Genomic DNA, 23,403 nt, shown 5'->3' with positions numbered 1-23,403 from the left:
GCACCCGCCCGCCCCCGACCCCGCGACCCGTCACTGTTCAGCGCCGAACAAGCCAGGAACCAGCCCGTGACCATGATCACTCCCGACCCCGGGACCCCCGCACCGCCCGCGACGTCGCCCGCGTCCCCGCCCTCGCTTCGCCCGCAGGCGGGTACGCCCGGTACGCTCACCGCCGTGCCACACGCTGATCAGTCCCAAACCACCCAGAAGGGCGCTTCCGTGACATATCCGGGACCGCCGCGACCGGCCCGAGTCCGCGCAACACCCCTCGCGGAGCTCGCCGATCAGCTGGGGACCGAGCAGCCGGAGAGCGCCGCCGTCGAGGTCACGGGCATCACCCACGACTCGCGCGCGGTCCGCCCCGGCGACCTGTACGCCGCGCTCCCCGGCGCCCGACTGCACGGCGCCGACTTCGTGACGCAGGCCGCCGGCCTGGGCGCGGTCGCCGTGCTGACCGACCCCGGCGGCGCCGGACGCGCCGCCGCGACCGGCCTGCCGGTGCTGGTGGCCGACGACCCGCGCGGTCGGATGGGCGAACTGGCGGCCACCATCTACGGACGTCCCGGACGCGACCTGCTCCAGATCGGGATCACCGGCACCTCGGGCAAGACGACCACGGCCTATCTCGTCGAGGGCGGCCTCAAGCCCGTGAGGTCCACCGGCCTCATCGGCACCGTGGAGACGCGCATCGGCGACGAGCGCATCAAGTCCGAGCGCACCACCCCCGAAGCCACCGACCTCCAGGCGCTGTTCGCGGTGATGCGCGAGCGCGGTGTCGAGGCGGTCACCATGGAGGTGTCCAGCCACGCGCTGGTCCTCGGCCGGGTCGACGGCTGCGTCTTCGACGTCGCCGTCTTCAACAACCTCAGCCCGGAGCACATGGAGTTCCACTCCGGCATGGAGGACTACTTCCAGGCCAAGGCGCAGCTGTTCACCCGGGAACGCAGCAAACTCGGCGTGGTCAACTTCGACGACGAGTACGGCCGCCGGCTCGTGCGGGAGGCGGAGGTCCCCGTCGTCACGTTCTCCGCCGAGGGCCACCCGGACGCCGACTGGCGGGCCGTCGACGTCGAGGTCGGCCCGATGGACTCGACGTTCACCGTCGTGGGCCCCGACGGGGTGCGGGTCGCGGCCAGGGCGCCGCTGCCGGGCTCCTTCAACGTGGCCAACACCCTCGCCGCGATCGTCTCCCTGGCCGTCGCGGGCATCGACCCGCGCACCGCCGCCGACGGTGTGGCCGCCGTGCCGGGTGTGCCGGGCCGGCTGGAGCGCGTGGACGCCGGGCAGCCCTACCTCGCGGTCGTCGACTACGCCCACAAGACGGACGCCGTCGAGTCGGTCCTCAGGGCGCTGCGCAAGGTCACCAAGGGGCGGCTGCACGTCGTCCTCGGGTGCGGCGGCGACCGGGACCGCACCAAGCGGGCGCCGATGGGCGCCGCCGCCGCCCGGCTCGCCGACACCGCCGTGCTGACCTCCGACAACCCCCGCTCCGAGGACCCCCTCGCGATCCTCGCGACCATGCTCGAAGGGGCGGCGTCCGTACCCGCCCACGAGCGCGGTGAGGTCCTGCTGTTCGAGGAGCGGGCCGCCGCGATCGCCGCGGTCGTCGCCCGCGCGCACGCCGGGGACACCGTGCTGGTCGCGGGCAAGGGCCATGAGCAGGGCCAGGACATCGCCGGAGTGGTCCGTCCGTTCGACGACCGCCAGGTGCTTCGCGAAGCCATCGAGCAGACCCAGGGATGAACTTGTGATCGCCCTCTCCCTCGCCGAGATCGCAGCAGTCGTCGGCGGGCAGACGCACGACATACCGGATCCGTCCGCGCAGGTCACCGGACCCGTCGTCCGGGACTCACGTGACGTGGTGCCCGGCGCCCTCTTCGTCGCCTTCGTCGGCGAACGCGTGGACGGCCACGACTACGCGGCCCAGGTCGTCGAGGCGGGCGCGGCGGCCGTACTGGCCGCACGCCCCGTCGGCGTCCCCGCGATCGTCGTGGACGACGTCCAGACGGCGATCGGCGCACTGGCCCGGCATGTCGTGCACAAGCTCGGCGCGACCCTCGTCGCGCTCACCGGCTCGGCCGGCAAGACCAGCACCAAGGACCTCATCGCGCAGGTCCTGCGGCGCAAGGCGCCCACCGTGTTCACGCCGGGTTCGCTCAACAACGAGATCGGACTGCCGCTGACCGCCCTGTCCGCGACCGAGGAGACGAAGTTCCTCGTGCTCGAGATGGGCGCCCGCGGCATCGGCCACATCCGCTACCTCGCCGATCTGACGCCCCCGAAGATCGGCCTCGTCCTCAACGTCGGCACCGCCCACATCGGCGAGTTCGGCGGCCGCGAACAGATCGCACAGGCAAAGGGCGAGCTCGTCGAGAGCCTGCCCGCGGCCGACGAGGGCGGCGCGGCGATCCTCAACGCCGACGACCCGCTGGTGCGGGCCATGGCCTCCCGTACGAAGGCGAAGGTGGTCTTTTTCGGAGAGTCCGGCGAAGCGGACGTTCGGGCCGAGAACGTGCGACTCACGGACAGCGGACAGCCTTCCTTCAGCCTTCACACACCCTCCGGGTGCAGCGACGTGACCATGCGCCTGTACGGTGAGCACCACGTGTCGAACGCGCTCGCAGCGGCCGCCGTCGCCCATGAGCTGGGCATGTCCGCGGAAGAGATCGCCACCGCGCTCTCCGAGGCGGGCTCCCTCTCCCGCTGGCGGATGGAGGTCACCGAGCGCCCGGACGGCGTGACGATCGTCAACGACGCCTACAACGCGAACCCCGAGTCCATGCGAGCCGCCCTGCGCGCGCTCGTGGCCATGGGCAAGGGGCGGCGGACCTGGGCGGTGCTCGGCAAGATGGCCGAGCTCGGGGACGAGGCGCTCGCCGAGCACGACGCGGTCGGACGGCTCGCCGTCCGGCTCAATGTCGGCAAGCTCGTCGCGGTCGGGGGCAGGGAAGCCGCCTGGCTGCAACTGGGCGCATATAACGAGGGTTCGTGGGGTGAGGAGTCGGTGCACGTGTCCGACGCACAGGCGGCGGTCGACCTGTTGCGCAGCGAGTTGCGCCCGGGGGACGTCGTGCTCGTGAAGGCGTCCCGTTCGGTCGGCCTCGAGAGTGTCGCGCAGGCGCTGCTCGCGACCGGCACCGAGGGTGAGGGCGTCGCCCGATGATGAATCAGATCCTGTTCGCGGGTGTGATCGGCCTCTTCCTGACGCTGGTCGGAACGCCGCTGCTGATCAAGCTGCTGGCGCGCAAGGGCTACGGCCAGTACATCCGCGACGACGGCCCGCGCGAGCACGCCAGCAAGCGCGGTACGCCGACCATGGGCGGTATCGCCTTCATCCTCGCGACGGTCGCCGCGTACTTCCTGTCCAAGGTGATCACCGGCAAGCCGCCGACGTACTCGGGTCTGCTGGTGCTCGGCCTGATGTGCGGCATGGGCCTGGTCGGCTTCCTCGACGACTACATCAAGATCGTCAAGCGCCGTTCGCTGGGTCTGCGGGCCAAGGCGAAGATGGCCGGCCAGCTGATCGTCGGTATCGCCTTCGCGGTGCTCTCGCTCCAGTTCTCCGACTCGCGCGGCAACACCCCGGCCTCCACGAAGCTGTCGTTCATCACGGACTTCGGCTGGACGATCGGCCCGGTGCTGTTCGTGGTCTGGGCGCTGTTCATGATCCTCGCGATGTCCAACGGCGTGAACCTGACGGACGGTCTGGACGGCCTCGCCACCGGCGCCTCCGTCCTCGTCTTCGGCGCCTACACCTTCATCGGCGTCTGGCAGTTCCAGGAGTCCTGCGCCAACGGCGAGACCCTGACCAACCCCAGCGCCTGCTACGAGGTGCGCGATCCACTGGACCTCGCGGTCATCGCCTCCGCGCTGATGGGCGCCTGCCTGGGCTTCCTGTGGTGGAACACCTCGCCGGCCAAGATCTTCATGGGTGACACCGGTTCGCTGGCGCTCGGCGGCGTACTCGCCGGTCTCGCGATCTGCTCCCGCACCGAGCTGCTGATCGCCCTGCTCGGCGGCCTGTTCGTGCTCATCACGATGTCCGTCGTCATCCAGGTCGGCTCCTTCAAGCTCACCGGCAAGCGCGTCTTCCGGATGGCGCCGCTTCAGCACCACTTCGAACTCAAGGGCTGGTCCGAGGTCCTGGTCGTGGTCCGTTTCTGGATCATCCAGGGCATCTGCGTGATCGTCGGACTGGGCCTCTTCTACGCGGGATGGGCAGCGGACAAGTGACCGACTGGCAGGGCAAGCACGTCACCGTCGCCGGGCTCGGCGTCTCCGGCATCCCGGCGGCCAAGGTGCTGCACGGGCTCGGCGCGAGGGTCACCGTCGTCAACGACGGCGACGACGCACGCGCGCGTGAGCAGGCGGCCGAACTGGAGGCGCTGGGCGTCACCGTGCGCCTCGGTGACGGCGCGACCCTGCCCGAGGGCACCGAACTCGTCGTCACGGCGCCGGGCTGGAAGCCCGACAAGCCGCTGTTCACCGCGGCCCACGAGGCCGGCGTACCGGTCTGGGGCGACGTCGAACTCGCCTGGCGGCTCAGGGAACTGGACGGCCGCGAGCCCGCGCCCTGGCTGTGCGTCACCGGCACCAACGGCAAGACGACCACCACCCAGATGCTGGCGTCGATCCTGGAGGCGGCCGGTCTGCGCACGGCCGCCGTCGGCAACATCGGCGTCTCCCTGCTGGACGCCGTCCTCGGCGAGGAGCCGTACGACGTCCTCGCCGTGGAGCTGTCCAGCTACCAGCTGCACTGGGCTCCCTCCCTGCGCGCCCACTCGGCCACCGTCCTCAACCTCGCCCCCGACCACCTCGACTGGCACGGCTCCATGGAGGCGTACGCCAAGGACAAGGGCCGCGTCTATGAGGGCAATCGGGTCGCGTGCGTCTACAACGTGGCCGACAAGGCCACCGAGGACCTGGTGCGGGAGGCCGACGTCGAGGAGGGCTGCCGCGCCGTCGGCTTCACCCTCGGCGCCCCGGCACCCTCCCAACTCGGTGTCGTGGACGGCATCCTGGTCGACCGCGCCTTCGTGGAGAACCGGCAGAAGAACGCGCAGGAGCTGGCCGAGGTCTCCGACGTCCGCCCGCCGGCCCCGCACAACATCGCCAACGCCCTTGCCGCGGCGGCCCTGGCGCGCGCCTACGGCGTGCCCGCCAAGGCCGTACGGGACGGCCTGCGGGCCTTCACCCCGGACGCCCACCGCATCGCCCACGTGGCGGACGTGGACGGTGTCGCCTACGTCGACGACTCCAAGGCGACCAACACGCACGCGGCGCAAGCCTCGTTGGCGGCCTACGACTCCATCGTCTGGATCGCGGGCGGACTGGCGAAGGGCGCCACCTTCGACGAACTGGTCGCGGCGTCGGCAAAGCGGCTGCGCGCGGTGGTACTCATCGGCGCCGACCGCGCCCTGATCCACGAAGCCCTGACGCGACACGCCCCGCAAGTACCCGTCGTCGACCTCGACCGGACGGACACTGGGGCGATGCTCGCGGCCGTCCGGGAGGCCCGGCGCCTGGCCGTCGAGGGCGACACGGTGCTCCTCGCCCCGGCCTGCGCCTCCATGGACATGTTCGTCAACTACAACCAGCGCGGTGACGCGTTCGCTCAGGCGGTTAGCGAACTCGGCGCCTGACCCGGCCGCCTGCCGGGCGACCTAGGGAGGGACGCGTGGGACCGTCACGGCCGACGTACGGCGCGGCAGCCGACCACCGCGGCTGCGGCACGCCGCCTGGAGCGGCAGATGCCCGGTAGCCGTACCGGGCGTCCGCCCGTCCAGCGGGCCGTCCGCAGACCCGCCGGTGCCTCGCGCACGCGCCGCGACAACCCCGTACGCCGGCTCCACACCCGGCTGCGCAAGGCCTGGGACCGTCCGCTCACCGCCTACTACCTGATCTTCGGCGGCAGCCTGCTGATCACGGTGCTGGGGCTGGTGATGGTCTACTCGGCCTCCCAGATCACCGCGCTCCAGATGTCGTTGCCCGGATCCTTCTTCTTCCGCAAACAGTTCCTGGCCGCCTCCATCGGGGCCGCGCTGCTGCTGCTCGCCTCCCGGATGCCGGTGAAACTGCACCGTGGGCTCGCCTACCCCATCCTCGCGGGCGCCGTCTTCATGATGGCGCTCGTGCAGGTACCGGGGATAGGGATGTCGGTCAACGGCAACCAGAACTGGATCTCGCTCGGCGGCTCCTTCCAGATCCAGCCCAGCGAGTTCGGCAAGCTCGCGCTGGTGCTGTGGAGCGCCGACCTGCTCGCCCGCAAACAGGAGAAGAACCTCCTCGCCCAGTGGAAGCACATGCTCGTGCCGCTGGTCCCGGTCGCCTTCATGCTGCTCGGACTGATCATGCTCGGCGGCGACATGGGCACGGCGATCATCCTCACGGCGATCCTGTTCGGACTGCTCTGGCTGGCCGGGGCGCCCACGCGGCTCTTCGTCGGGGTGCTGTCGATCGCCGCCACCCTCGGTGTGATCCTCATCAAGACCAGCCCGAACCGGATGGCCCGGTTGCAGTGCATCGGCGCGACCGATCCCGGCCCGGGTGACGCCTGCTGGCAGGCGGTGCACGGGATCTACGCCCTGGCCTCGGGCGGCATCTTCGGCTCGGGGCTGGGGGCGAGTGTGGAGAAATGGGGCCAACTGCCCGAAGCGCACACCGACTTCATCTTCGCCGTCACCGGCGAGGAACTGGGTCTCGCGGGGACGCTGTCGGTACTCGCCCTGTTCGCGGCTCTAGGCTATGCGGGTATCCGCGTGGCCGGACGCACGGAGGACCCCTTCGTCAGGTATGCCGCGGGAGGCGTGACCACCTGGATCACCGCTCAGGCAGTGATCAACATCGGTGCGGTGCTCGGCCTGCTGCCGATCGCCGGCGTCCCTCTCCCGCTGTTCTCCTACGGGGGTTCCGCCCTGCTGCCGACCATGTTCGCCATCGGGCTGCTGATCGCCTTCGCACGCGACGAGCCCGCTGCGCGGGCGGCGCTTGCGATGCGGCACCCCCGCTTTGGTAGAAAGCGGGGGACTGGGGGATCCGCGTTCGTCCGGAGTCCCCGGAGATGGAACACGATGCGACGGCGTGCCTCGGCGGCGCGCTCGTCCGGAGAGCGGTGAATTTCGGTGCATGTCGTACTCGCTGGTGGGGGGACCGCCGGCCACATCGAGCCCGCGCTGGCCCTCGCGGACGCCCTGCGCAGGCAGGACCCCACTGTGGGGATCACGGCCCTGGGTACGGAGCGCGGCCTGGAGACCACGCTCGTTCCGCAGCGGGGCTACGAGCTCGCGCTGATCCCCGCCGTGCCGCTGCCGCGCAAGCCCACCCCTGAACTGATCACCGTCCCGGGCCGGCTGCGCGGCACGATCAAGGCCGCCGAGCAGATCCTGGAGCGCACCAAGGCGGACGCCGTCGTCGGCTTCGGCGGGTACGTCGCGCTGCCCGGCTACCTGGCCGCCAAGCGCCTCGGTGTGCCGATCGTCGTCCACGAGGCGAACGCCCGTCCCGGACTGGCCAATAAGATCGGCTCCCGCTACGCGGCCCGGGTCGCCGTCTCCACGCCCGACAGCAAGCTCCGGGACGCCCGCTACATCGGCATCCCGCTGCGCCGCTCCATCGCTACCCTGGACCGCGCCGCGGCCCGTCCCGAGGCCCGGCACATGTTCGGCCTCGACCCCAACCTGCCGACCCTGCTGGTCTCCGGCGGTTCGCAGGGCGCCCGCCGCCTCAACGAGGTCGTCCAGCAGGTCGCGCCCTGGCTCCAGCAGGCGGGCATCCAGATCCTGCACGCGGTCGGCCCCAAGAACGAACTGCCGCACGTGCAGCAGATGCCCGGGATGCCCCCCTACATCCCGGTACCGTACGTGGAGCGCATGGACCTCGCGTACGCCGCCGCCGACATGATGCTCTGCCGCGCGGGCGCGATGACCGTCGCCGAGCTCTCCGCCGTCGGACTCCCGGCCGCCTACGTCCCGCTGCCCATCGGCAACGGCGAACAGCGGCTCAACGCCCAGCCGGTGGTCAAGGCGGGCGGCGGACTGCTGGTCGACGACGCGGAACTGACCCCCGAGTGGGTCCGCGAGACCGTGCTGCCCGTCCTCGCCGACCCGCACCGGCTGTACGAGATGTCCCGCGCGGCCAGCGAGTTCGGCCGCAGGGACGCCGACGACCTCCTCGTCGGCATGGTGTACGAGGCCATCGCGGCCTCCCGCGCGCGCCGTTAGGCACGACTCACGAAAGGACAGGGGAGCGTGGCCGGATCCGCCACCGCCGAGCGCGGTGCACGCCAGCAGGAGTCGTCCGGCCCGCCCCTCCTCCGGAGGCTGGGGCCGCGTCGGCTTCGTATGATCATCATTCTCGTGCTGGCGGTCGTCCTGCTCGGCGGCGGCACCGGCTGGGTGCTGTACGGCTCGCAGTGGCTGCGCGTCGAGCGGGTCGCCGTGTCCGGCACCGACGTGCTCACGCCGCAGCAGGTGCGCCGGGCCGCCGCCGTACCGGTCGGGTCGCCGCTGGTGTCCGTCGACACCGACGCGATCGCGGCCCGGCTGCGCCGGGAACTGCCCCGGATCGACTCGGTCGACGTGGTCCGTTCCTGGCCCCATGGAATCGGCCTGAAAGTGACGGAGCGTACGCCGGTCCTGCTGGTGCGAAAAGGGTCGAACTTCGTGGAAGTGGACGACGAAGGCGTCCGTTTCGCCACGGTTTCCACGGCCCCGAAAGGCGTCCCGCTGCTCGACATGGCCGTTTCCTCCTCGCGTTCGGCCGCCGCGAGTCTGCGCCGTTTCGGCGAGGCCCGGCTGGTCCGGGAGGCCGTGAAGGCCGCGGGTTCCCTCCCTGCGCCCGTCGCCCGCGCCACCCGGACCGTCAAGGTCCGTTCCTACGACGACATCTCGCTCCAGCTCAGCGGGGGCCGGACGGTGGCCTGGGGGAGCGCCGAGAAGAGCGCGGCGAAAGGCCGTACACTCACCGCTCTCATGAAAGCCGCCCCGTCCGCGCGGCACTTCGATGTCAGCGCTCCCACGGCCCCCGCGTCAGCGGGGAGTTGACGCACATCCGCGCAGGCCAGCACCCTGGTTGGGCAGTGACATGGCTGATCACATAGGGTGAAAAGAAAAACGGGAGGTTCGGCGTGTTCGTTGAACGGGCGCCGCTTGTCGACTTAGTGTCCTGTTCAGAAGACTCCAAGGAACGGACACACTGGTAACCCTAAACTTCAGCGTTAGGGTTCGGGTCGGCGAAACGGACCGTCCCATTCGGCATCAGTCGTCGGATCGCATCACCTGCGAGGCGACGACACGTAACTCGAGGCGAGAGGCCTTCGACGTGGCAGCACCGCAGAACTACCTCGCAGTCATCAAAGTCATCGGTGTCGGCGGCGGTGGTGTCAATGCCATCAACCGGATGATCGAGGTCGGTCTCAAGGGCGTCGAGTTCATCGCCATCAACACCGACGCGCAGGCGCTGTTGATGAGCGACGCCGACGTCAAGCTCGACGTCGGCCGTGAACTCACGCGCGGACTCGGCGCCGGCGCCAACCCGGCCGTCGGCCGCAAGGCCGCCGAGGACCACCGCGAGGAGATCGAGGAGGTCCTCAAGGGGGCCGACATGGTCTTCGTGACGGCCGGAGAGGGCGGCGGCACCGGCACCGGCGGCGCACCCGTCGTGGCCAACATCGCGCGCAACCTCGGCGCCCTCACCATCGGCGTGGTCACCCGCCCCTTCACCTTCGAGGGCCGGCGCCGCGCCAACCAGGCCGAGGACGGCATCGCCGAACTCCGCGAAGAGGTCGACACCCTCATCGTCATCCCCAACGACCGGCTGCTGTCCATCTCGGACCGCCAGGTCTCGGTCCTCGACGCCTTCAAGTCGGCCGACCAGGTCCTGCTCTCCGGCGTCCAGGGCATCACCGACCTCATCACCACCCCCGGTCTGATCAACCTCGACTTCGCCGACGTCAAGTCGGTCATGTCCGAGGCCGGTTCGGCCCTCATGGGCATCGGCTCGGCCCGCGGCGACGACCGCGCGGTGGCCGCCGCCGAGATGGCGATCTCCTCGCCGCTCCTCGAGGCCTCCATCGACGGCGCCCGGGGCGTCCTGCTCTCCATCTCCGGCGGCTCCGATCTCGGCCTGTTCGAGATCAACGAGGCCGCCCAGCTGGTCAGCGAGGCCGCGCACCCCGAGGCCAACATCATCTTCGGCGCGGTCATCGACGACGCGCTCGGCGACGAGGTCCGGGTCACCGTCATCGCGGCGGGCTTCGACGGGGGCCAGCCCCCGGCCCGCCGGGAGACCGTCATCGGTTCGTCCTCGGCCTCGGCCCGGCGCGACGAGCCCACCCCGGTACGGCAGCCTGAGAGCCGGCCGTCCTTCGGCTCGCTCGGCAGCGTGACGCCGAAGGAGGAGCCGGCGCCGGCTCCCGAGCCGGTGGCCGACCTGCCGGTCGCCCCGCCGGTCCCGCCGTCGCGGGCCTACTCCGACAGTGCGGCCGAGGAGCTGGACGTGCCGGACTTCCTGAAGTGATAGGACAGCGCGAGAGCGTGAGCGGCGCGCACTTCGCCTTCACCGACCGGTGGGGCGGGGTGAGCGCCGCTCCGTATGAGGAGCTCAACCTCGGCGGAGCGGTCGGCGACGACCCGGACGCCGTACGCACCAACCGCGAACTGGCCGCCGCGTCGCTCGGACTCGAGCCCGGCCGGGTCGTCTGGATGAACCAGGTCCACGGCAACGACGTCGCCGAGGTCGAGGGACCGTGGACCACCGGGCTCACCCCGCCGGTCGACGGCGTGGTCACCGCCACCCGCGGACTCGCCCTCGCCGTCCTGACGGCGGACTGCGTGCCGGTGCTGCTCGCCGACCCCGTCGCCGGGGTGGTCGCGGCCGCGCACGCCGGGCGGCCCGGGATGGTCAAGGGCATCGTGCCCGCGGCGATCGACGCGATGGAGTCGCTCGGCGCCGACCCCGCCCGGATCGTCGCCCGCACCGGACCCGCCGTGTGCGGACGGTGCTACGAGGTGCCGGAGGCGATGCGCGCCGAGGTGGCCGCCGTCGAACCGGCCGCGCACGCCGACACGAGCTGGGGAACTCCCGCGGTCGACGTGATCGCCGGGGTGCACGCGCAGCTCGACCGGCTCGGGGTGCACGACCGGGAGCGTTCGCCGGTGTGCACGCGGGAGTCGAAGGATCACTTCTCGTACCGCCGCGACCGCTCCACGGGGCGACTCGCGGGATATGTCTGGCTGGACCGATGAACATGACGGACCGTAAGGGTGAACTCGCCGCGAACCTGGCGAAAGTGGAGCAGCGCATCGCCGACGCGTGCGCGGCCGCCGGCCGGGAGCGGGACGAGGTGACCCTGATCGTGGTCACCAAGACCTACCCGGCGAGCGATGTGCGCCTGCTGTCCGGACTCGGCGTGCGTCACGTCGCCGAGAACAAGGACCAGGACGCGGCCCCCAAGGCCGCCGAATGCTCCGAGCTGCCGCTGAGCTGGCACTTCGTGGGCCAGTTGCAGACCAACAAGGTGCGCTCCGTGGTCGGTTACGCGGACGTGGTGCAGTCCGTCGACCGGGCCAGGCTGGTGACGGCCCTGTCGAAGGAGGCCGTACGGGCCGGCCGCGAGGTGGGCTGTCTGCTCCAGGTGGCGCTCGACGCGGGGGCCGAGGAGCGGGGCGAGCGGGGCGGCGTCGCACCGGGCGGTGTCGAGGAGTTGGCGGCTCTGGTCGCCGGTTCGCCGGGGCTGCGGCTCGACGGACTGATGACCGTCGCACCCTTGAGCGGGGAGTACGCCGGGCGACGGCGCGAGGCTTTCGGGCGGTTGATGGATTTGTCGACTGACCTGCGCCGGACCCATCCTGCTGCGAACATGGTGTCGGCAGGGATGAGTGCGGACCTCGAGGAGGCCGTGGCGGCCGGAGCGACACATGTACGCGTCGGCACCGCGGTACTCGGAGTCCGCGCCAGGCTCGGGTAACGTCGCCAGGAAGTCGGACCACAGCAGAAAATATGGTCATTACCGCCGAAAGGCGGACACAAGGGCCACGTGGATCGCGGGACTTGGCAGTCGGAAGTCGATCCACCACAGAGCGGAGGACTCAGAGAATGGCCGGCGCGATGCGCAAGATGGCGGTCTACCTCGGCCTCGTGGAGGACGATGGGTACGACGGCCGGGGATTCGACCCCGACGACGACTTCGAACCCGAGCTCGACCCGGAACCCGAGCGGGATCACCGGCGGCACGAGCCGTCCCATCAGTCACATGGTGCACATCAGTCCCAAAGGGACGAAGAGGTGCGTATCGTGCAACCGCCGGCGCCGCGTGAGCCGGTGGCGCGTTCGGCTTCGCTGGGCGCGGAATCCGGACGTCCGGCGCGCATCGCGCCCGTGGCATCCATCACACAAGAACGTCAGTCCCTGGAGAAGAACGCACCGGTGATCATGCCCAAGGTCGTGTCGGAACGAGAGCCGTACCGGATCACCACGCTTCACCCCCGGACCTACAACGAGGCCCGTACCATCGGGGAACACTTCCGTGAGGGCACCCCGGTGATCATGAATCTGACTGAGATGGACGACACAGACGCGAAGCGACTTGTCGACTTTGCGGCCGGTTTGGTGTTTGGTCTTCACGGCAGCATCGAGCGGGTGACGCAGAAGGTGTTCCTGTTGTCGCCTGCTAACGTCGATGTCACGGCGGAGGACAAGGCCCGCATCGCAGAGGGCGGGTTCTTCAACCAGAGCTGAGACGCAAGACCGGAAGAGCAGTACAGAGCAGTACAGAGCGGCACGGAACAGGGGAGAGGGAAACACCGAACATGAGCGTGGTCCTGGATGTCGTCTACATCGCGCTGATGGTCTTCCTCATCGTGCTCATCTTCCGGTTGGTCATGGACTACGTCTTCCAGTTCGCCCGCTCATGGCAGCCCGGCAAGGCGATGGTGGTCGTTCTGGAGGCCACCTACACTGTCACCGATCCACCGCTCAAGCTTCTGCGGCGGGTAATCCCGCCGTTGCGTCTCGGGGGCGTGGCGCTCGACCTGTCCTTCTTCGTACTGATGATCATCGTCTACATCCTGATCTCGATCGTGAGCCGGCTGTGAGCGATGTGAACTACCGTCTTGCCGATGCCGACGACTACGTTGAGGTGAAGAGATGCCGTTGACCCCCGAGGACGTGCGGAACAAGCAGTTCACGACCGTCCGCCTCCGAGAAGGCTATGACGAGGACGAGGTCGATGCCTTCCTCGACGAGGTCGAAGCCGAACTGACCCGCCTGCTTCGTGAGAACGAAGACCTGCGTGCCAAGCTCGCCGCGGCCACGCGCGCTGCTGCCCAGAACCAGCAGAACATGCGCAAGCCGCCGGAACAGGACCAGCAGCAGGGCGGCATGCCCCAGCAGGGCGGCATGCAGCAGGGCGGAATGCCGCAGCAGGGGATGCCTCCGCAGGGCATGCCGCAGCAGGGCATGCGAGGTCCGGGTGCACCGGTGCCCGCCGGCATATCGGGCCCGCCGCAGCAGCAGATGGGTGGCCCCATGGGTGGTCCGCCCCAGCTGCCGAGCGGTGCGCCGCAGCTGCCCGCCGGTCCCGGCGGCGGCCAGGGTGGCCCGCAGGGTCCCGGCCCGATGGGCCAGGGTCCGATGGGCCAGGGTCCGATGGGCCAGGGTCCGATGGGTCAGGGTCCGATGGGCCAGGGCCCCATGGGTCAGGGTCCGATGGGTCAGAACCCCATGCAGCAGCAGATGGGTGGCCCGATGGGCGGCCCCATGGGCGGTCCGATGGGCGGCCCCGGTCAGGGCCCCGGTGGCGACAGCGCCGCCCGTGTCCTCTCGCTCGCCCAGCAGACCGCCGACCAGGCGATCGCCGAGGCGCGTTCCGAGGCCAACAAGATCGTCGGTGAGGCCCGCAGCCGCGCCGAGGGTCTGGAGCGCGACGCCCGTGCCAAGGCCGACGCCCTGGAGCGGGACGCGCAGGAGAAGCACCGCGTCGCGATGGGCTCCCTGGAGTCCGCCCGCGCCACGCTGGAGCGCAAGGTCGAGGACCTGCGTGGCTTCGAGCGCGAGTACCGGACGCGTCTGAAGTCGTACCTCGAGTCCCAGCTGCGTCAGCTGGAGACCCAGGCCGACGACTCCCTCGCGCCGCCGCGCACTCCGGCCACGGCCTCCCTGCCGCCGTCCCCGGCGCCTTCCATGGCACCGGCCGGCGCGGGCGCCCCGTCCTACGGCAACCCGGGCATGGGCGCTCCGGGGCAGGCTGCTCCGTCCTACGGCGGTCAGCAGCAGATGTCCCCGGCGATGACCCAGCCGATGGCTCCGGTGCGGCCGCAGGGCCCGTCGCCGATGGGCCAGGCTCCCTCGCCGATGCGTGGCTTCCTCATCGACGAGGATGACAACTGACGGCCTGTAGTACGCCTTAGGCGTCGGCAGCGTTCAAAGGGCGGGACCCCGGATCACCATCCGGGGTCCCGCCCTTTTTACGCGTGTTGACAGCGATCACGGCATCGAGCCGCCCCAGGGGCCACCGAGGGCCGTCACCGCCGGCCCTCGGCGCTGGGACTTGCGGCCTGTGGTTCCAGGCCCTCTCGTGCATGCGACGAGGGCCCGGCACCCCCCTTCGGGGATGCCGGGCCCTCGTCGCAGTCCCGCGCGCTACGCCTTGCGCAGGCGGAAGGTCAGCGTCAGGCCGTCGTCGGTGAACGGGGCGCCGAACGTGTCGTCCGCCTCACCCTGGGCGAAGTCCGTGGCGAGGACCTCGTCGGCGATGAGTCCGGCGTGGCCGGACAGGGCGTCGGCGGTCGCCGGGTCGGTGGCGGTCCAGCGGAGCGCGATGCGGTCCGCGACGTCGAGGCCGCTGTTCTTGCGAGCCTCCTGGATCAGCCGGATCGCGTCCCGGGCCAGGCCCGCGCGGCGCAGCTCCTCGGTGATCTCCAGGTCGAGGGCGACCGTCGCGCCGGAGTCGGAGGCGACCGACCAGCCCTCGCGCGGGGTCTCCGTGATGATGACCTCGTCGGGGGCCAGGGTGATCGTCTCGCCGTCGACCTCCACCGACGCCGTGCCCTCGCGCAGGCCGAGCGAGAGGGCGGCCGCGTCCGCGTTCGCCACGGCCTTGGCCACGTCCTGGACACGCTTGCCGAACCGCTTGCCCAGGGCGCGGAAGTTGGCCTTGGCCGTCGTGTCGACCAGGCTGCCGCCGACCTCGGAGAGGGACGCCAGGGACTCGACGTTCAGCTCCTCCGTGATCTGCGCGTGCAGTTCACGGTCGAGGGTGTCGAAGCCGCCCGCGGCGATCAGGGCGCGCCGCAGGGGCTGGCGGGTCTTCACGCCCGACTCCGCGCGCGTGGCGCGGCCCAGCTCCACCAGACGGCGGACCAGGACCATCTGCTTCGACAACTCCGGCTCGATCGCGGAGAGATCGGCCTGCGGCCACTGCGCGAGGTGGACGGAGGCGGGGGCGTCGGGCGTGACCGGCACGACGAGGTCCTGCCAGACCCGCTCGGTGATGAACGGCGTCAGCGGGGCCATCAGCTTCGTGACCGTCTCGACGACCTCGTGCAGGGTGCGCAGCGCGGCCTTGTCGCCCTGCCAGAAGCGGCGGCGGGAGCGGCGGACGTACCAGTTGGACAGGTCGTCCACGAACGCCGACAGCAGCTTGCCGGCACGCTGCGTGTCGTACGCCTCCAGGGCCTGCGTCACCTGGTCGGTGAGGGCGTGGAGTTCGGAGAGCAGCCAGCGGTCCAGCACCGGGCGGTCGGCGGGGGCCGGGTCGGCCGCGCTCGGCGCCCACTCGGACGTCCTGGCGTACAGGGCCTGGAAGGCGACCGTGTTCCAGTACGTCAGGAGCGTCTTGCGCACGACCTCCTGGATGGTGCCGTGGCCCACCCGCCGGGCCGCCCACGGGGAACCGCCGGCGGCCATGAACCAGCGGACCGCGTCGGCGCCGTGGCGGTCCATCAGCGGGATCGGGTCCAGGGTGTTGCCCAGGTGCTTGGACATCTTGCGGCCGTCCTCGGCGAGGATGTGGCCGAGGCAGACGACGTTCTCGTACGACGACTTGTCGAAGACCAGCGTGCCGACGGCCATCAGCGTGTAGAACCAGCCGCGGGTCTGGTCGATGGCCTCGCTGATGAACTGCGCCGGGTAGCGCGACTCGAAGAGGTCCTTGTTCTTGTACGGGTAGCCCCACTGCGCGAACGGCATCGAACCCGAGTCGTACCAGGCGTCGATGACCTCCGGCACGCGCGTGGCGGTCTGTCCGCAGTCCTCCTGCGGGCAGGCGAAGGTGACGGCGTCGATGTACGGGCGGTGCGGGTCCAGCTCCGACTGGTCGGTGCCGGTGAGCTCGGTGAGCTCGGCGCGGGAGCCGACGACGGTGAGGTGGTCCTCCGTGCAGCGCCAGATCGGCAGCGGGGTGCCCCAGTAGCGGCTGCGGGACAGCGCCCAGTCGATGTTGTTGTTCAGCCAGTCGCCGAAGCGGCCGTGCTTGACGGTCTCCGGGAACCAGTTGGTCTTCTCGTTCTCCTGGAGGAGGCGGTCCTTGACGGCCGTCGTACGGATGTACCAGGAGGGCTGCGCGTAGTAGAGCAGCGCGGTGTGGCAGCGCCAGCAGTGCGGGTAGCTGTGCTCGTACGGGACGTGCCTGAAGAGCAGCCCGCGCTCCTGGAGGTCCTCGGTGAGCCGTTCGTCGGCCTTCTTGAAGAAGACGCCGCCGACCAGCGGGACGGACTCCTCGAAGGTGCCGTCGGGGCGGACCGGGTTCACGACCGGCAGACCGTACGCGCGGCAGACCTTGAGGTCGTCCTCGCCGAAGGCGGGGGACTGGTGGACCAGACCCGTGCCGTCCTCGGTCGTGACGTACTCGGCGTTGACGACGTAGTGGGCCGGCTCCGGGAACTCCACGAGCTCGAACGGACGTTGATAGGTCCAGCGCTCCATTTCGGCGCCGGTGAAGGTCTGGCCGGTGGTCTCCCAGCCCTCACCGAGTGCCTTGGCGAGCAGCGGCTCGGCGACGACGAGCTTCTCCTCGCCGTCGGTCGCCACGACGTAGGTGACCTCGGGGTGCGCGGCCACGGCCGTGTTGGAGACCAGTGTCCACGGGGTCGTCGTCCACACGAGGAGGGCGGCCTCGCCGGCGAGCGGACCGGAGGTGAGCGGGAAACGGACGTACACGGACGGGTCGACGACCGTCTCGTAGCCCTGGGCCAGCTCGTGGTCGGACAGGCCGGTGCCGCAGCGCGGGCACCACGGGGCGACGCGGTGGTCCTGGACCAGCAGCCCCTTGCCGAAGATCTCCTTCAGCGACCACCACACCGACTCGACGTACTCCGGGTCCATGGTCCGGTAGGCGTCGTCGAGGTCGACCCAGTAGCCCATGCGGGTCGTCAGCTCGGTGAAGGCGTCGGTGTGGCGGGTCACGGACTCGCGGCACTTGGCGTTGAACTCGGCGATGCCGTACGTCTCGATGTCCTGCTTGCCGGAGAAGCCGAGCTCCTTCTCGACCGCCAGCTCCACCGGGAGGCCGTGGCAGTCCCAGCCGGCCTTGCGGGCCACGTGGTAGCCGCGCATCGTGCGGAAGCGGGGGAAGACGTCCTTGAAGACGCGGGCCTCGATGTGGTGGGCGCCCGGCATGCCGTTGGCGGTGGGCGGGCCCTCGTAGAACACCCACTCGGGGCGGCCCTCGGACTGCTCCAGGCTCTTGGCAAAGATCTTCTGCTCGCGCCAGAAGTCGAGCACCGCGTGCTCGAGGGCGGGCAGGTCGACCTGGGCGGGCACCTGGCGGTACTGCGTCATCGATCTTCCTCCGGCGGACGTACTGCCTTCCGTCGGAGGGACGAGAGCCTTGTTGCCTGTCTACGCCGTCTGCGGCGCGCTCCCGCGGTACCACCCTCCTTGGCCCTCCGGTGCGCCCTGCGCGCCGGTGAGCCCCCTCATTGGGGTCGCGATACCGGTTCTACCGGCCCTCGCCTGTCGGCTGGGGCTTTCTTCCGGCGGCTCCGGGGTGATCTTCGCGTCGCGCTCGCCCCCGGGCTCCCACCGTCCCCGGGTCGCTCTGGGCCGCTCACGCCGCTACTCGTCCCCATCCATGCTTTTCGCTCCGCCCAGTGTACGGGTCGCCGACGACAGCGGCCGACCGGTTTTCGGGGGCCCGCGGGGTGGGGCGCGGGCCCGTCCGCAATGGCCCGAATGGTCGCGCTATGGGAGAGTTCGCACGTTCGGATTCCGGGATGCCCGGCTCTGCGGATTACCGGGCGGGGAGCTGGGCACAACGGATGCAGGCTTTCCGCGCGGCGCGCGCGAGGAGGACGGATCGGGCGGTGCGCCCCGTTGCCGCGGACTCCAAGTCGATTTATCGTCCCAGCACGATTCGCGTGCAAGATCACAATATGTGAAGGGGCCGCGGCCATGGTGGCGAAGAAGACCGCCGTACAGCAGTCGGCGTCGGGCAGCTCTGCGGACGCCTCCGGCGGTGCGGCCGCCGAGGGGACGGCCTCCGACCGGCCGGGCGCCGCCGGGACGGCCGGCCGCAGGACCGCGACCGCGAAGAAGGCGGTGGCCAGGAAGACCGCCACCGCCGGGACGGCCGCCGGCAGGACCTCGGCCGGGAAGACGGCCGCGGGCAGGACGGCTGCCGGCAAAGCGGCGGCCGGGCAGGCCGGGGCCGGGTCGACGGCGGCCGGGAAGACCCGGGCGAAAGCCACCGGGAAAGCGGCGGCCGGGAAAGCCGAGGGCAGAGAAGCCGAGGACGGGGTCAAGGCCGCCGGGAAGGCGGCGGCGGGCAAGGCCAGGGCCAAGGCTGCCGGGAGAGGCCGGGGCGGCGGGGCTGAGGCTGCCGGGAAGGGGGCGGCCGCCGAGGTGGCGGCTGCCGGGGACGAGGCGGTCGGAGGGGGCGCCGGTCGGGGGGCGGGCGGCCCGGAGGCGGACGACGCCGGGAAGACCGGCGGCGGCGCAGGCGTGACCAGGACCAGCGCGGGCAGGAAGAGCACGGCCAAGAAGGTGGGCGCGGCCTCGGCCGCGGAGCAGACGGGAGCCACGACTGTGGTTGCGAAGAAGACTCCGGGTACGGCCACGGCGGCGAAGACCGCCGTCCCCAAGGCGCGTCTCGCCGCGGTGGAGCCGGGTGAACTCGCCGTGCGTCCGGGCGAGGACCCGTGGACGCCGCAGGAGGTCGAGGAGGCCCGCGCGGAACTCGAGTCCGAGCAGGCGCGGCTGCGCGCCGAGCTTGCCTCGTCCGAGGCGGCCCTGACCGGGCTGATGAGGGACTCCGGGGACGGCGCGGGCGACGACCAGGCGGACACCGGGACGAAGAACATCACGCGCGAGCACGAACTGGCGCTCGCGGCCAACGCGCGCGAGATGCTGATCCAGACCGAGCACGCCCTGGAGCGCCTGGACGCCGGTACGTACGGCCTGTGCGAGAACTGCGGCCAGGCCATCGGGAAGGCCCGGATGCAGGCCTTCCCGAGGGCCACCCTGTGCGTCGAGTGCAAGCAGAAGCAGGAGCGCCGGTACTGATCACCTGCCGTCCGGGACGTGTGCCGTACCCTCGTCCTCAGTCAGGCACCTAGGTTGAGGGACTCACGTGGCAGAGGCGGAGCGCGTCATCGGTACGCCGGACACCCCAGAGGCGGCATCCGGGCCGGAGCAGTCGTCCGGTCCGGGCGGGCAGCAGGGCGCCGAGGCGCGCCCCAGGGGCAGGCGCCGCATCGCCGTGCTCTTCGCCGTCGCCACGTTCGCGTACGCACTCGACCTGGTCAGCAAGATGATCGTGGTCGCCAGACTGGAGCATCACGCGCCGATCGAGATCGTCGGTGACTGGCTGAGGTTCGAGGCCATCCGCAACGCGGGCGCGGCCTTCGGCTTCGGCGAGGCCTTCACGATCATCTTCACGGTGATCGCGGCGGCCGTGATCGTGGTGATCGCCCGGCTCGCCCGCAAGCTCTACAGCCTGCCCTGGGCGATCGCCCTGGGGCTGCTGCTGGGCGGCGCGCTGGGCAACCTCACCGACCGGATCTTCCGAGCGCCGGGCGTCTTCGAGGGCGCGGTCGTGGACTTCATCGCGCCGAAGCACTTCGCGGTCTTCAACCTCGCCGACTCGGCGATCGTCTGCGGCGGCATCCTGATCGTGCTGCTGTCCTTCAGGGGCCTCGACCCGGACGGGACCGTCCACAAGGACTGACCGCCCGGCGGTCGTCCACAGGCCCGTACGGCGGTACCGGCGCCGTCCTGCATACTCGACGGGTGAGCACGATTCCCGAGATCCGTACCCTGCCCGTGCCGGACGGCCTGGAGGGCGAGCGCGTCGACGCCGCCATCTCCCGCATGTTCGGCTTCTCCCGCACGAAGGCCGCCGAACTGGCCGCGGCGGGGAAGGTCACGGTCGACGGCTCGGTGGTCGGCAAGTCCGAGCGGGTCATCGGCGGTGCCTGGCTCGAGGTCGAGATGCCGCAGGCGCCCGCGCCCGTGCAGATCGTCGCCGAGCCGGTCGAGGGCATGGAGATCGTGCACGACGACGACGACGTCGTGGTGATCGTCAAGCCGGTCGGCGTGGCCGCGCACCCGTCGCCGGGCTGGAGCGGGCCGACCGTCATCGGCGGGCTGGCCGCCGCCGGCTACCGCATCTCCACCTCCGGCGCGGCCGAGCGCCAGGGCATCGTGCACCGCCTCGACGTCGGCACCTCGGGCCTGATGGTGGTCGCCAAGTCGGAGCGGGCGTACACCTCGCTGAAGCGCCAGTTCAAGGAGCGCACGGTCGACAAGCGCTACCACACGCTCGTCCAGGGCCACCCGGACCCGACCAGCGGCACCATCGACGCACCCATCGGCCGGCACCCCCAGCACGACTACAAGTGGGCGGTCACGGCCGAGGGCAAGCCGTCCGTCACGCACTACGACCTGATCGAGGCGTTCCGCGCGGCCTCCCTGCTGGACGTGAAGCTGGAGACGGGCCGCACGCACCAGATCCGGGTGCACATGGCCGCCCACCGCCACCCCTGCGTGGGCGACCTGACCTACGGCGCCGACCCGACGCTCGCCAAGCGCCTGCGGCTCACCCGGCAGTGGCTGCACGCCGTGCGGCTGGGCTTCGAGCACCCCGGGGACGGGCAGTGGGCGGAGTTCGCCAGCGACTACCCCGAGGACCTGGCCAAGGCCCTGGAGCAGGTCCGCGAGGAGACGTACGGATGAGCGCCACGCGCGGCTACGCGGTGCGGGTCGCCGAAGGCGCCGCCGACCGGGAGGCGTGCTTCGCGGTGCGCAAGGACGTCTTCGTGGCCGAGCAGGGCGTGCCCGAGGACGTGGAGTACGACGAGCACGACCTGCCGGACGCCGAAGCGGTCCATGTGCTGGCGGTTGCCGACGACGGCAGGCCGCTCGGCGCCGGGCGGCTGCTGCACGGCGAGGCGGCCGCGGCCCGGACCGGCGGCGATCCGTCGGTGGGCTCGCTGGGGCGGCTGGCCGTGACGCGGGAGGCGCGCGGGCTGGGCGTCGGGGTGGCGCTGGTGCGGGTCATCGAGGAGGCGGCACGCGCGCGCGGGCTCGCGGCCGTCGACCTGCACGCACAGACGCAGGCGATGGGATTCTACGAACGGCTGGGGTACACGGCCTACGGGCCGGAGGACCTGGAGGCGGGCATTCCGCACCGGTCCATGCGGCGTTCGCTGTAGCGGGCGGTACGCGTGCGACGCTGGGGGTCCGGATGTTCTTGATCGTCTAGACCCGGAGTGCCGACCGTGGATCAGCTGGCCCTGTTGTTCGTCCTGTTGCTCGGGGCCGTGGTGAGCGTCCCGGTCGGGGACCGGTTCGGACTGCCGGCGCCGGTGCTCATGACCCTGCTCGGCATCGTCCTCGCGGTGCTCGACTTCGTGCCCAACGTGGAGATCCCGCCGGAGCTGATCCTGCCGCTCCTGCTGCCTCCCTTGCTGTACGCGGCGGTACGGCGCACCTCCTGGCGGCAGTTCGCGGCGAACGTGCGGCCGATCTTCCTGCTGGCCGTGGCGCTGGTCTTCGTCACCACGGTGTGTGTCGCCGCCGTCGCCCACGCGATCGTGCCGGGGCTGCCGATCGCCGCGGCGGTCGCGCTGGGCGCCCTGGTCGCGCCGCCCGACCCGGTGGCCGCCACCGCGGTGGCGGGACAGCTCGGGCTGCCCCGCCGGCTGGTGTCCATCCTGGAGGGCGAGGGGCTCTTCAACGACGTGACGGCCATCGTGCTCTACCACGTCGCGATCGCCGCTGCCGTGAGCGGGTCGTTCTCGCCCTGGCGGGCCGGGCTCGACCTGGTGCTGTCCGCGGTGGTGGCGCTGGCGGTGGGTGTCGCGCTCGGCTGGGGCGCGAACCGGCTGCTGGACGTCCTCGGGGACACGACCTTGCAGATCGGGCTGACGCTCCTGGTGCCGTACGCCTCCTACGTCCTCGCGGAGGAGTTCCACGGGTCCGGGGTGCTGGCCGTCCTGACCACCGCGCTGTTCCTCGCCGAGTACGCCACCGACCCGGACGACGTGCTGACCCGGCTGGCCGGTCACACCTTCTGGGACATCATCGACACCCTGGTCACCGGCGTCGCGTTCGGGCTGATCGGCCTGGAGCTGCACAACGCGATCCGGACCGCGTCCGGGCGGTGGGGGGAGATGCTGGGCTGGGCGGGGGTGATCGTGGCCGTGGTCGTCGTCGTACGGCTGCTGTGGCTGCTGCCGGCGACCTGGCTGACCCAGCGGCTGCACGCCCGGAAGGACCACCTGGAGGACATCCCCACGAACTGGCGGGAGACGCTCGTCATGTGGTGGGCCGGGATGCGCGGGGTGGCGTCGGTGGCGCTCGCGCTGGCCGTGCCGCTGGAGACCGAGGACGGCAGCGCGTTCCCCGACCGGGACGAGATCATCTTCATCGCGTTCGGCGTGATCATGGCGACGCTGGTGCTCCAGGGACTGACCCTGCCGTGGCTGGTCAAGCGGCTCGGCGTGCAGTCGGACACCGACCGGGAGAAGGCGTTCGAGAAGGAGCTGGCCGTGCGGGCCGCGAAGGCGGCGAAGCAGCGGCTGCGGGAGATCGAGGCCGAGGAGAACCTGTCGGACGAGCTGTCCGAGCAGATGCTGCGGCGGGCCTTCGACATCGGGTTGCGGATCAGCCCGGACGTAGGGGAGGACGAGCGGCGCGAGGGGCACGACCAGCGGGTGCGCCGGCTGAAGCGGGTGCGGCGGATCCAGGGGGAGATGCTCAGCGCGGCCCGGCACGAGGTGGTCGCGGCGCGCAGCGAACCGGGCGCCGATCCGGAGATCGTGGACCGGGTGCTGCGCCATCTGGACGTGCGCAGCCTCAAGTGAGGCGACCGTCACGGGCCTTCGACGGCCGTCCGGCCCGTGGGCGCGAACGGCCCGCCCGGTGAAGTTCACCGGGCGGGCCGAGGTGCGCCGGGGTACCACCCTC

19 protein-coding genes are annotated in these 23,403 nt (G+C 71.1%); 18 read left to right on the top strand and 1 reads right to left on the bottom strand.

Translation table 11 applies throughout. The features are described 5' to 3' along the window. Positions 1-66: 66 nt before the first annotated feature. From Saso_RS00395 to Saso_RS00335, 13 genes are all read left to right on the top strand, one after another. Complete coding sequence (locus Saso_RS00395) at positions 67-1,743, top strand: UDP-N-acetylmuramoyl-L-alanyl-D-glutamate--2,6-diaminopimelate ligase (protein WP_372442383.1); 1,677 nt, start codon at positions 67-69, stop codon at positions 1,741-1,743. A 4-nt stretch (positions 1,744-1,747) separates the two neighbouring features. Continuing rightward, positions 1,748-3,163, top strand: a complete 1,416-nt coding sequence (locus tag Saso_RS00390) for a UDP-N-acetylmuramoyl-tripeptide--D-alanyl-D-alanine ligase (RefSeq protein WP_189916829.1) — start codon at positions 1,748-1,750, stop codon at positions 3,161-3,163. Then, positions 3,160-4,233, top strand: a complete 1,074-nt coding sequence (gene mraY, locus Saso_RS00385) for a phospho-N-acetylmuramoyl-pentapeptide-transferase (RefSeq protein ID WP_189916827.1) — start codon at positions 3,160-3,162, stop codon at positions 4,231-4,233. The genes Saso_RS00390 and mraY overlap by 4 nt, the downstream gene beginning before the upstream one ends. Then, on the top strand, positions 4,215-5,642 hold the full coding sequence (gene murD / locus Saso_RS00380) for a UDP-N-acetylmuramoyl-L-alanine--D-glutamate ligase (RefSeq protein ID WP_189916825.1): 1,428 nt from the start codon (positions 4,215-4,217) through the stop codon (positions 5,640-5,642). Before mraY ends, murD begins: the two co-directional genes overlap by 19 nt. A gap of 108 nt (positions 5,643-5,750) precedes the next feature. Next, positions 5,751-7,115, top strand: a complete 1,365-nt coding sequence (gene ftsW, locus Saso_RS00375) for a putative lipid II flippase FtsW (RefSeq protein ID WP_189916823.1) — start codon at positions 5,751-5,753, stop codon at positions 7,113-7,115. Positions 7,116-7,121: 6 nt separating this feature from the next. Continuing rightward, entirely contained in the window at positions 7,122-8,219 is a 1,098-nt protein-coding gene (gene murG / locus Saso_RS00370; RefSeq protein ID WP_189916821.1) for an undecaprenyldiphospho-muramoylpentapeptide beta-N-acetylglucosaminyltransferase, read from the top strand. 27 nt (positions 8,220-8,246) lie between these two features. Continuing rightward, entirely contained in the window at positions 8,247-9,041 is a 795-nt protein-coding gene (locus Saso_RS00365) for a cell division protein FtsQ/DivIB (RefSeq protein WP_189916819.1), read from the top strand. 277 nt (positions 9,042-9,318) lie between these two features. Continuing rightward, complete coding sequence (ftsZ, locus tag Saso_RS00360) at positions 9,319-10,515, top strand: cell division protein FtsZ (protein WP_189916817.1); 1,197 nt, start codon at positions 9,319-9,321, stop codon at positions 10,513-10,515. Next, positions 10,512-11,243: a peptidoglycan editing factor PgeF gene (pgeF, locus tag Saso_RS00355; RefSeq protein WP_189916816.1), complete on the top strand. Its 732-nt coding sequence runs from the start codon at positions 10,512-10,514 to the stop codon at positions 11,241-11,243. Before ftsZ ends, pgeF begins: the two co-directional genes overlap by 4 nt. 2 nt (positions 11,244-11,245) lie before the next feature. Then, a complete protein-coding gene (locus tag Saso_RS00350) occupies positions 11,246-11,965 on the top strand; it encodes a YggS family pyridoxal phosphate-dependent enzyme (RefSeq protein WP_189916815.1) in 720 nt (239 codons plus the stop codon). A 128-nt stretch (positions 11,966-12,093) separates the two neighbouring features. After that, positions 12,094-12,735: a cell division protein SepF gene (locus Saso_RS00345; protein WP_020129926.1), complete on the top strand. Its 642-nt coding sequence runs from the start codon at positions 12,094-12,096 to the stop codon at positions 12,733-12,735. Positions 12,736-12,806: 71 nt separating this feature from the next. Further along, positions 12,807-13,091 (top strand): YggT family protein, encoded by a 285-nt coding sequence (locus Saso_RS00340; protein WP_020129925.1) that lies wholly within the window; start codon positions 12,807-12,809, stop codon positions 13,089-13,091. 52 nt (positions 13,092-13,143) lie between these two features. Then, the gene (locus Saso_RS00335; protein WP_189916814.1) at positions 13,144-14,385 is read left to right on the top strand and encodes a DivIVA domain-containing protein; all 1,242 of its coding nucleotides are present in this window, start codon (positions 13,144-13,146) and stop codon (positions 14,383-14,385) included. A 252-nt stretch (positions 14,386-14,637) separates the two neighbouring features. Here Saso_RS00335 and ileS read toward each other — a convergent pair whose 3' ends face one another. After that, the gene (gene ileS / locus Saso_RS00330; RefSeq protein WP_189916813.1) at positions 14,638-17,775 is read right to left on the bottom strand and encodes an isoleucine--tRNA ligase; all 3,138 of its coding nucleotides are present in this window, start codon (positions 17,773-17,775) and stop codon (positions 14,638-14,640) included. Between the two features lie 612 nt (positions 17,776-18,387). Between ileS and Saso_RS00325 the strand changes: the two genes are divergently transcribed. The 5 genes from Saso_RS00325 to Saso_RS00305 all read left to right on the top strand — a co-directional run bounded on the left by Saso_RS00325 (position 18,388) and on the right by Saso_RS00305 (position 23,300). Beyond that, positions 18,388-19,497: a TraR/DksA family transcriptional regulator gene (locus Saso_RS00325; RefSeq protein ID WP_189916812.1), complete on the top strand. Its 1,110-nt coding sequence runs from the start codon at positions 18,388-18,390 to the stop codon at positions 19,495-19,497. 67 nt (positions 19,498-19,564) lie between these two features. Next, complete coding sequence (gene lspA, locus Saso_RS00320) at positions 19,565-20,161, top strand: signal peptidase II (protein WP_189916811.1); 597 nt, start codon at positions 19,565-19,567, stop codon at positions 20,159-20,161. A 62-nt stretch (positions 20,162-20,223) separates the two neighbouring features. Further along, positions 20,224-21,168 (top strand): RluA family pseudouridine synthase, encoded by a 945-nt coding sequence (locus Saso_RS00315; protein ID WP_189916809.1) that lies wholly within the window; start codon positions 20,224-20,226, stop codon positions 21,166-21,168. Then, positions 21,165-21,647, top strand: a complete 483-nt coding sequence (locus tag Saso_RS00310) for a GNAT family N-acetyltransferase (RefSeq protein ID WP_189916807.1) — start codon at positions 21,165-21,167, stop codon at positions 21,645-21,647. The genes Saso_RS00315 and Saso_RS00310 overlap by 4 nt, the downstream gene beginning before the upstream one ends. Positions 21,648-21,713: 66 nt before the next feature. Then, positions 21,714-23,300: a Na+/H+ antiporter gene (locus Saso_RS00305; protein ID WP_189916805.1), complete on the top strand. Its 1,587-nt coding sequence runs from the start codon at positions 21,714-21,716 to the stop codon at positions 23,298-23,300. The last annotated feature ends 103 nt before the right edge of the window (positions 23,301-23,403 follow it).

It is taken from the genome of Streptomyces asoensis (genome assembly GCF_016860545.1).
In the GTDB taxonomy this organism is placed as follows: Bacteria; Actinomycetota; Actinomycetes; order Streptomycetales; family Streptomycetaceae; genus Streptomyces; species Streptomyces asoensis.
This window is presented reverse-complemented; position numbering and strand designations above follow the sequence as displayed.

What these genes read in the sequence shown, in the direction of transcription:
- Saso_RS00325 (WP_189916812.1), top strand. Translation starts at nt 18,388, where the DNA reads ATGGTGGCGAAGAAGACCGCCGTACAGCAGTCGGCGTCGGGCAGCTCT.
- ftsW (WP_189916823.1), top strand. Translation starts at nt 5,751, where the DNA reads ATGCCCGGTAGCCGTACCGGGCGTCCGCCCGTCCAGCGGGCCGTCCGC.
- Saso_RS00345 (WP_020129926.1), top strand. Translation starts at nt 12,094, where the DNA reads ATGGCCGGCGCGATGCGCAAGATGGCGGTCTACCTCGGCCTCGTGGAG.
- Saso_RS00310 (WP_189916807.1), top strand. Translation starts at nt 21,165, where the DNA reads ATGAGCGCCACGCGCGGCTACGCGGTGCGGGTCGCCGAAGGCGCCGCC.
- Saso_RS00350 (WP_189916815.1), top strand. Translation starts at nt 11,246, where the DNA reads ATGACGGACCGTAAGGGTGAACTCGCCGCGAACCTGGCGAAAGTGGAG.
- Saso_RS00340 (WP_020129925.1), top strand. Translation starts at nt 12,807, where the DNA reads ATGAGCGTGGTCCTGGATGTCGTCTACATCGCGCTGATGGTCTTCCTC.
- mraY (WP_189916827.1), top strand. Translation starts at nt 3,160, where the DNA reads ATGATGAATCAGATCCTGTTCGCGGGTGTGATCGGCCTCTTCCTGACG.
- murD (WP_189916825.1), top strand. Translation starts at nt 4,215, where the DNA reads ATGGGCAGCGGACAAGTGACCGACTGGCAGGGCAAGCACGTCACCGTC.
- ileS (WP_189916813.1), bottom strand. Translation starts at nt 17,775, where the DNA reads ATGACGCAGTACCGCCAGGTGCCCGCCCAGGTCGACCTGCCCGCCCTC.
- Saso_RS00335 (WP_189916814.1), top strand. Translation starts at nt 13,144, where the DNA reads ATGCCGTTGACCCCCGAGGACGTGCGGAACAAGCAGTTCACGACCGTC.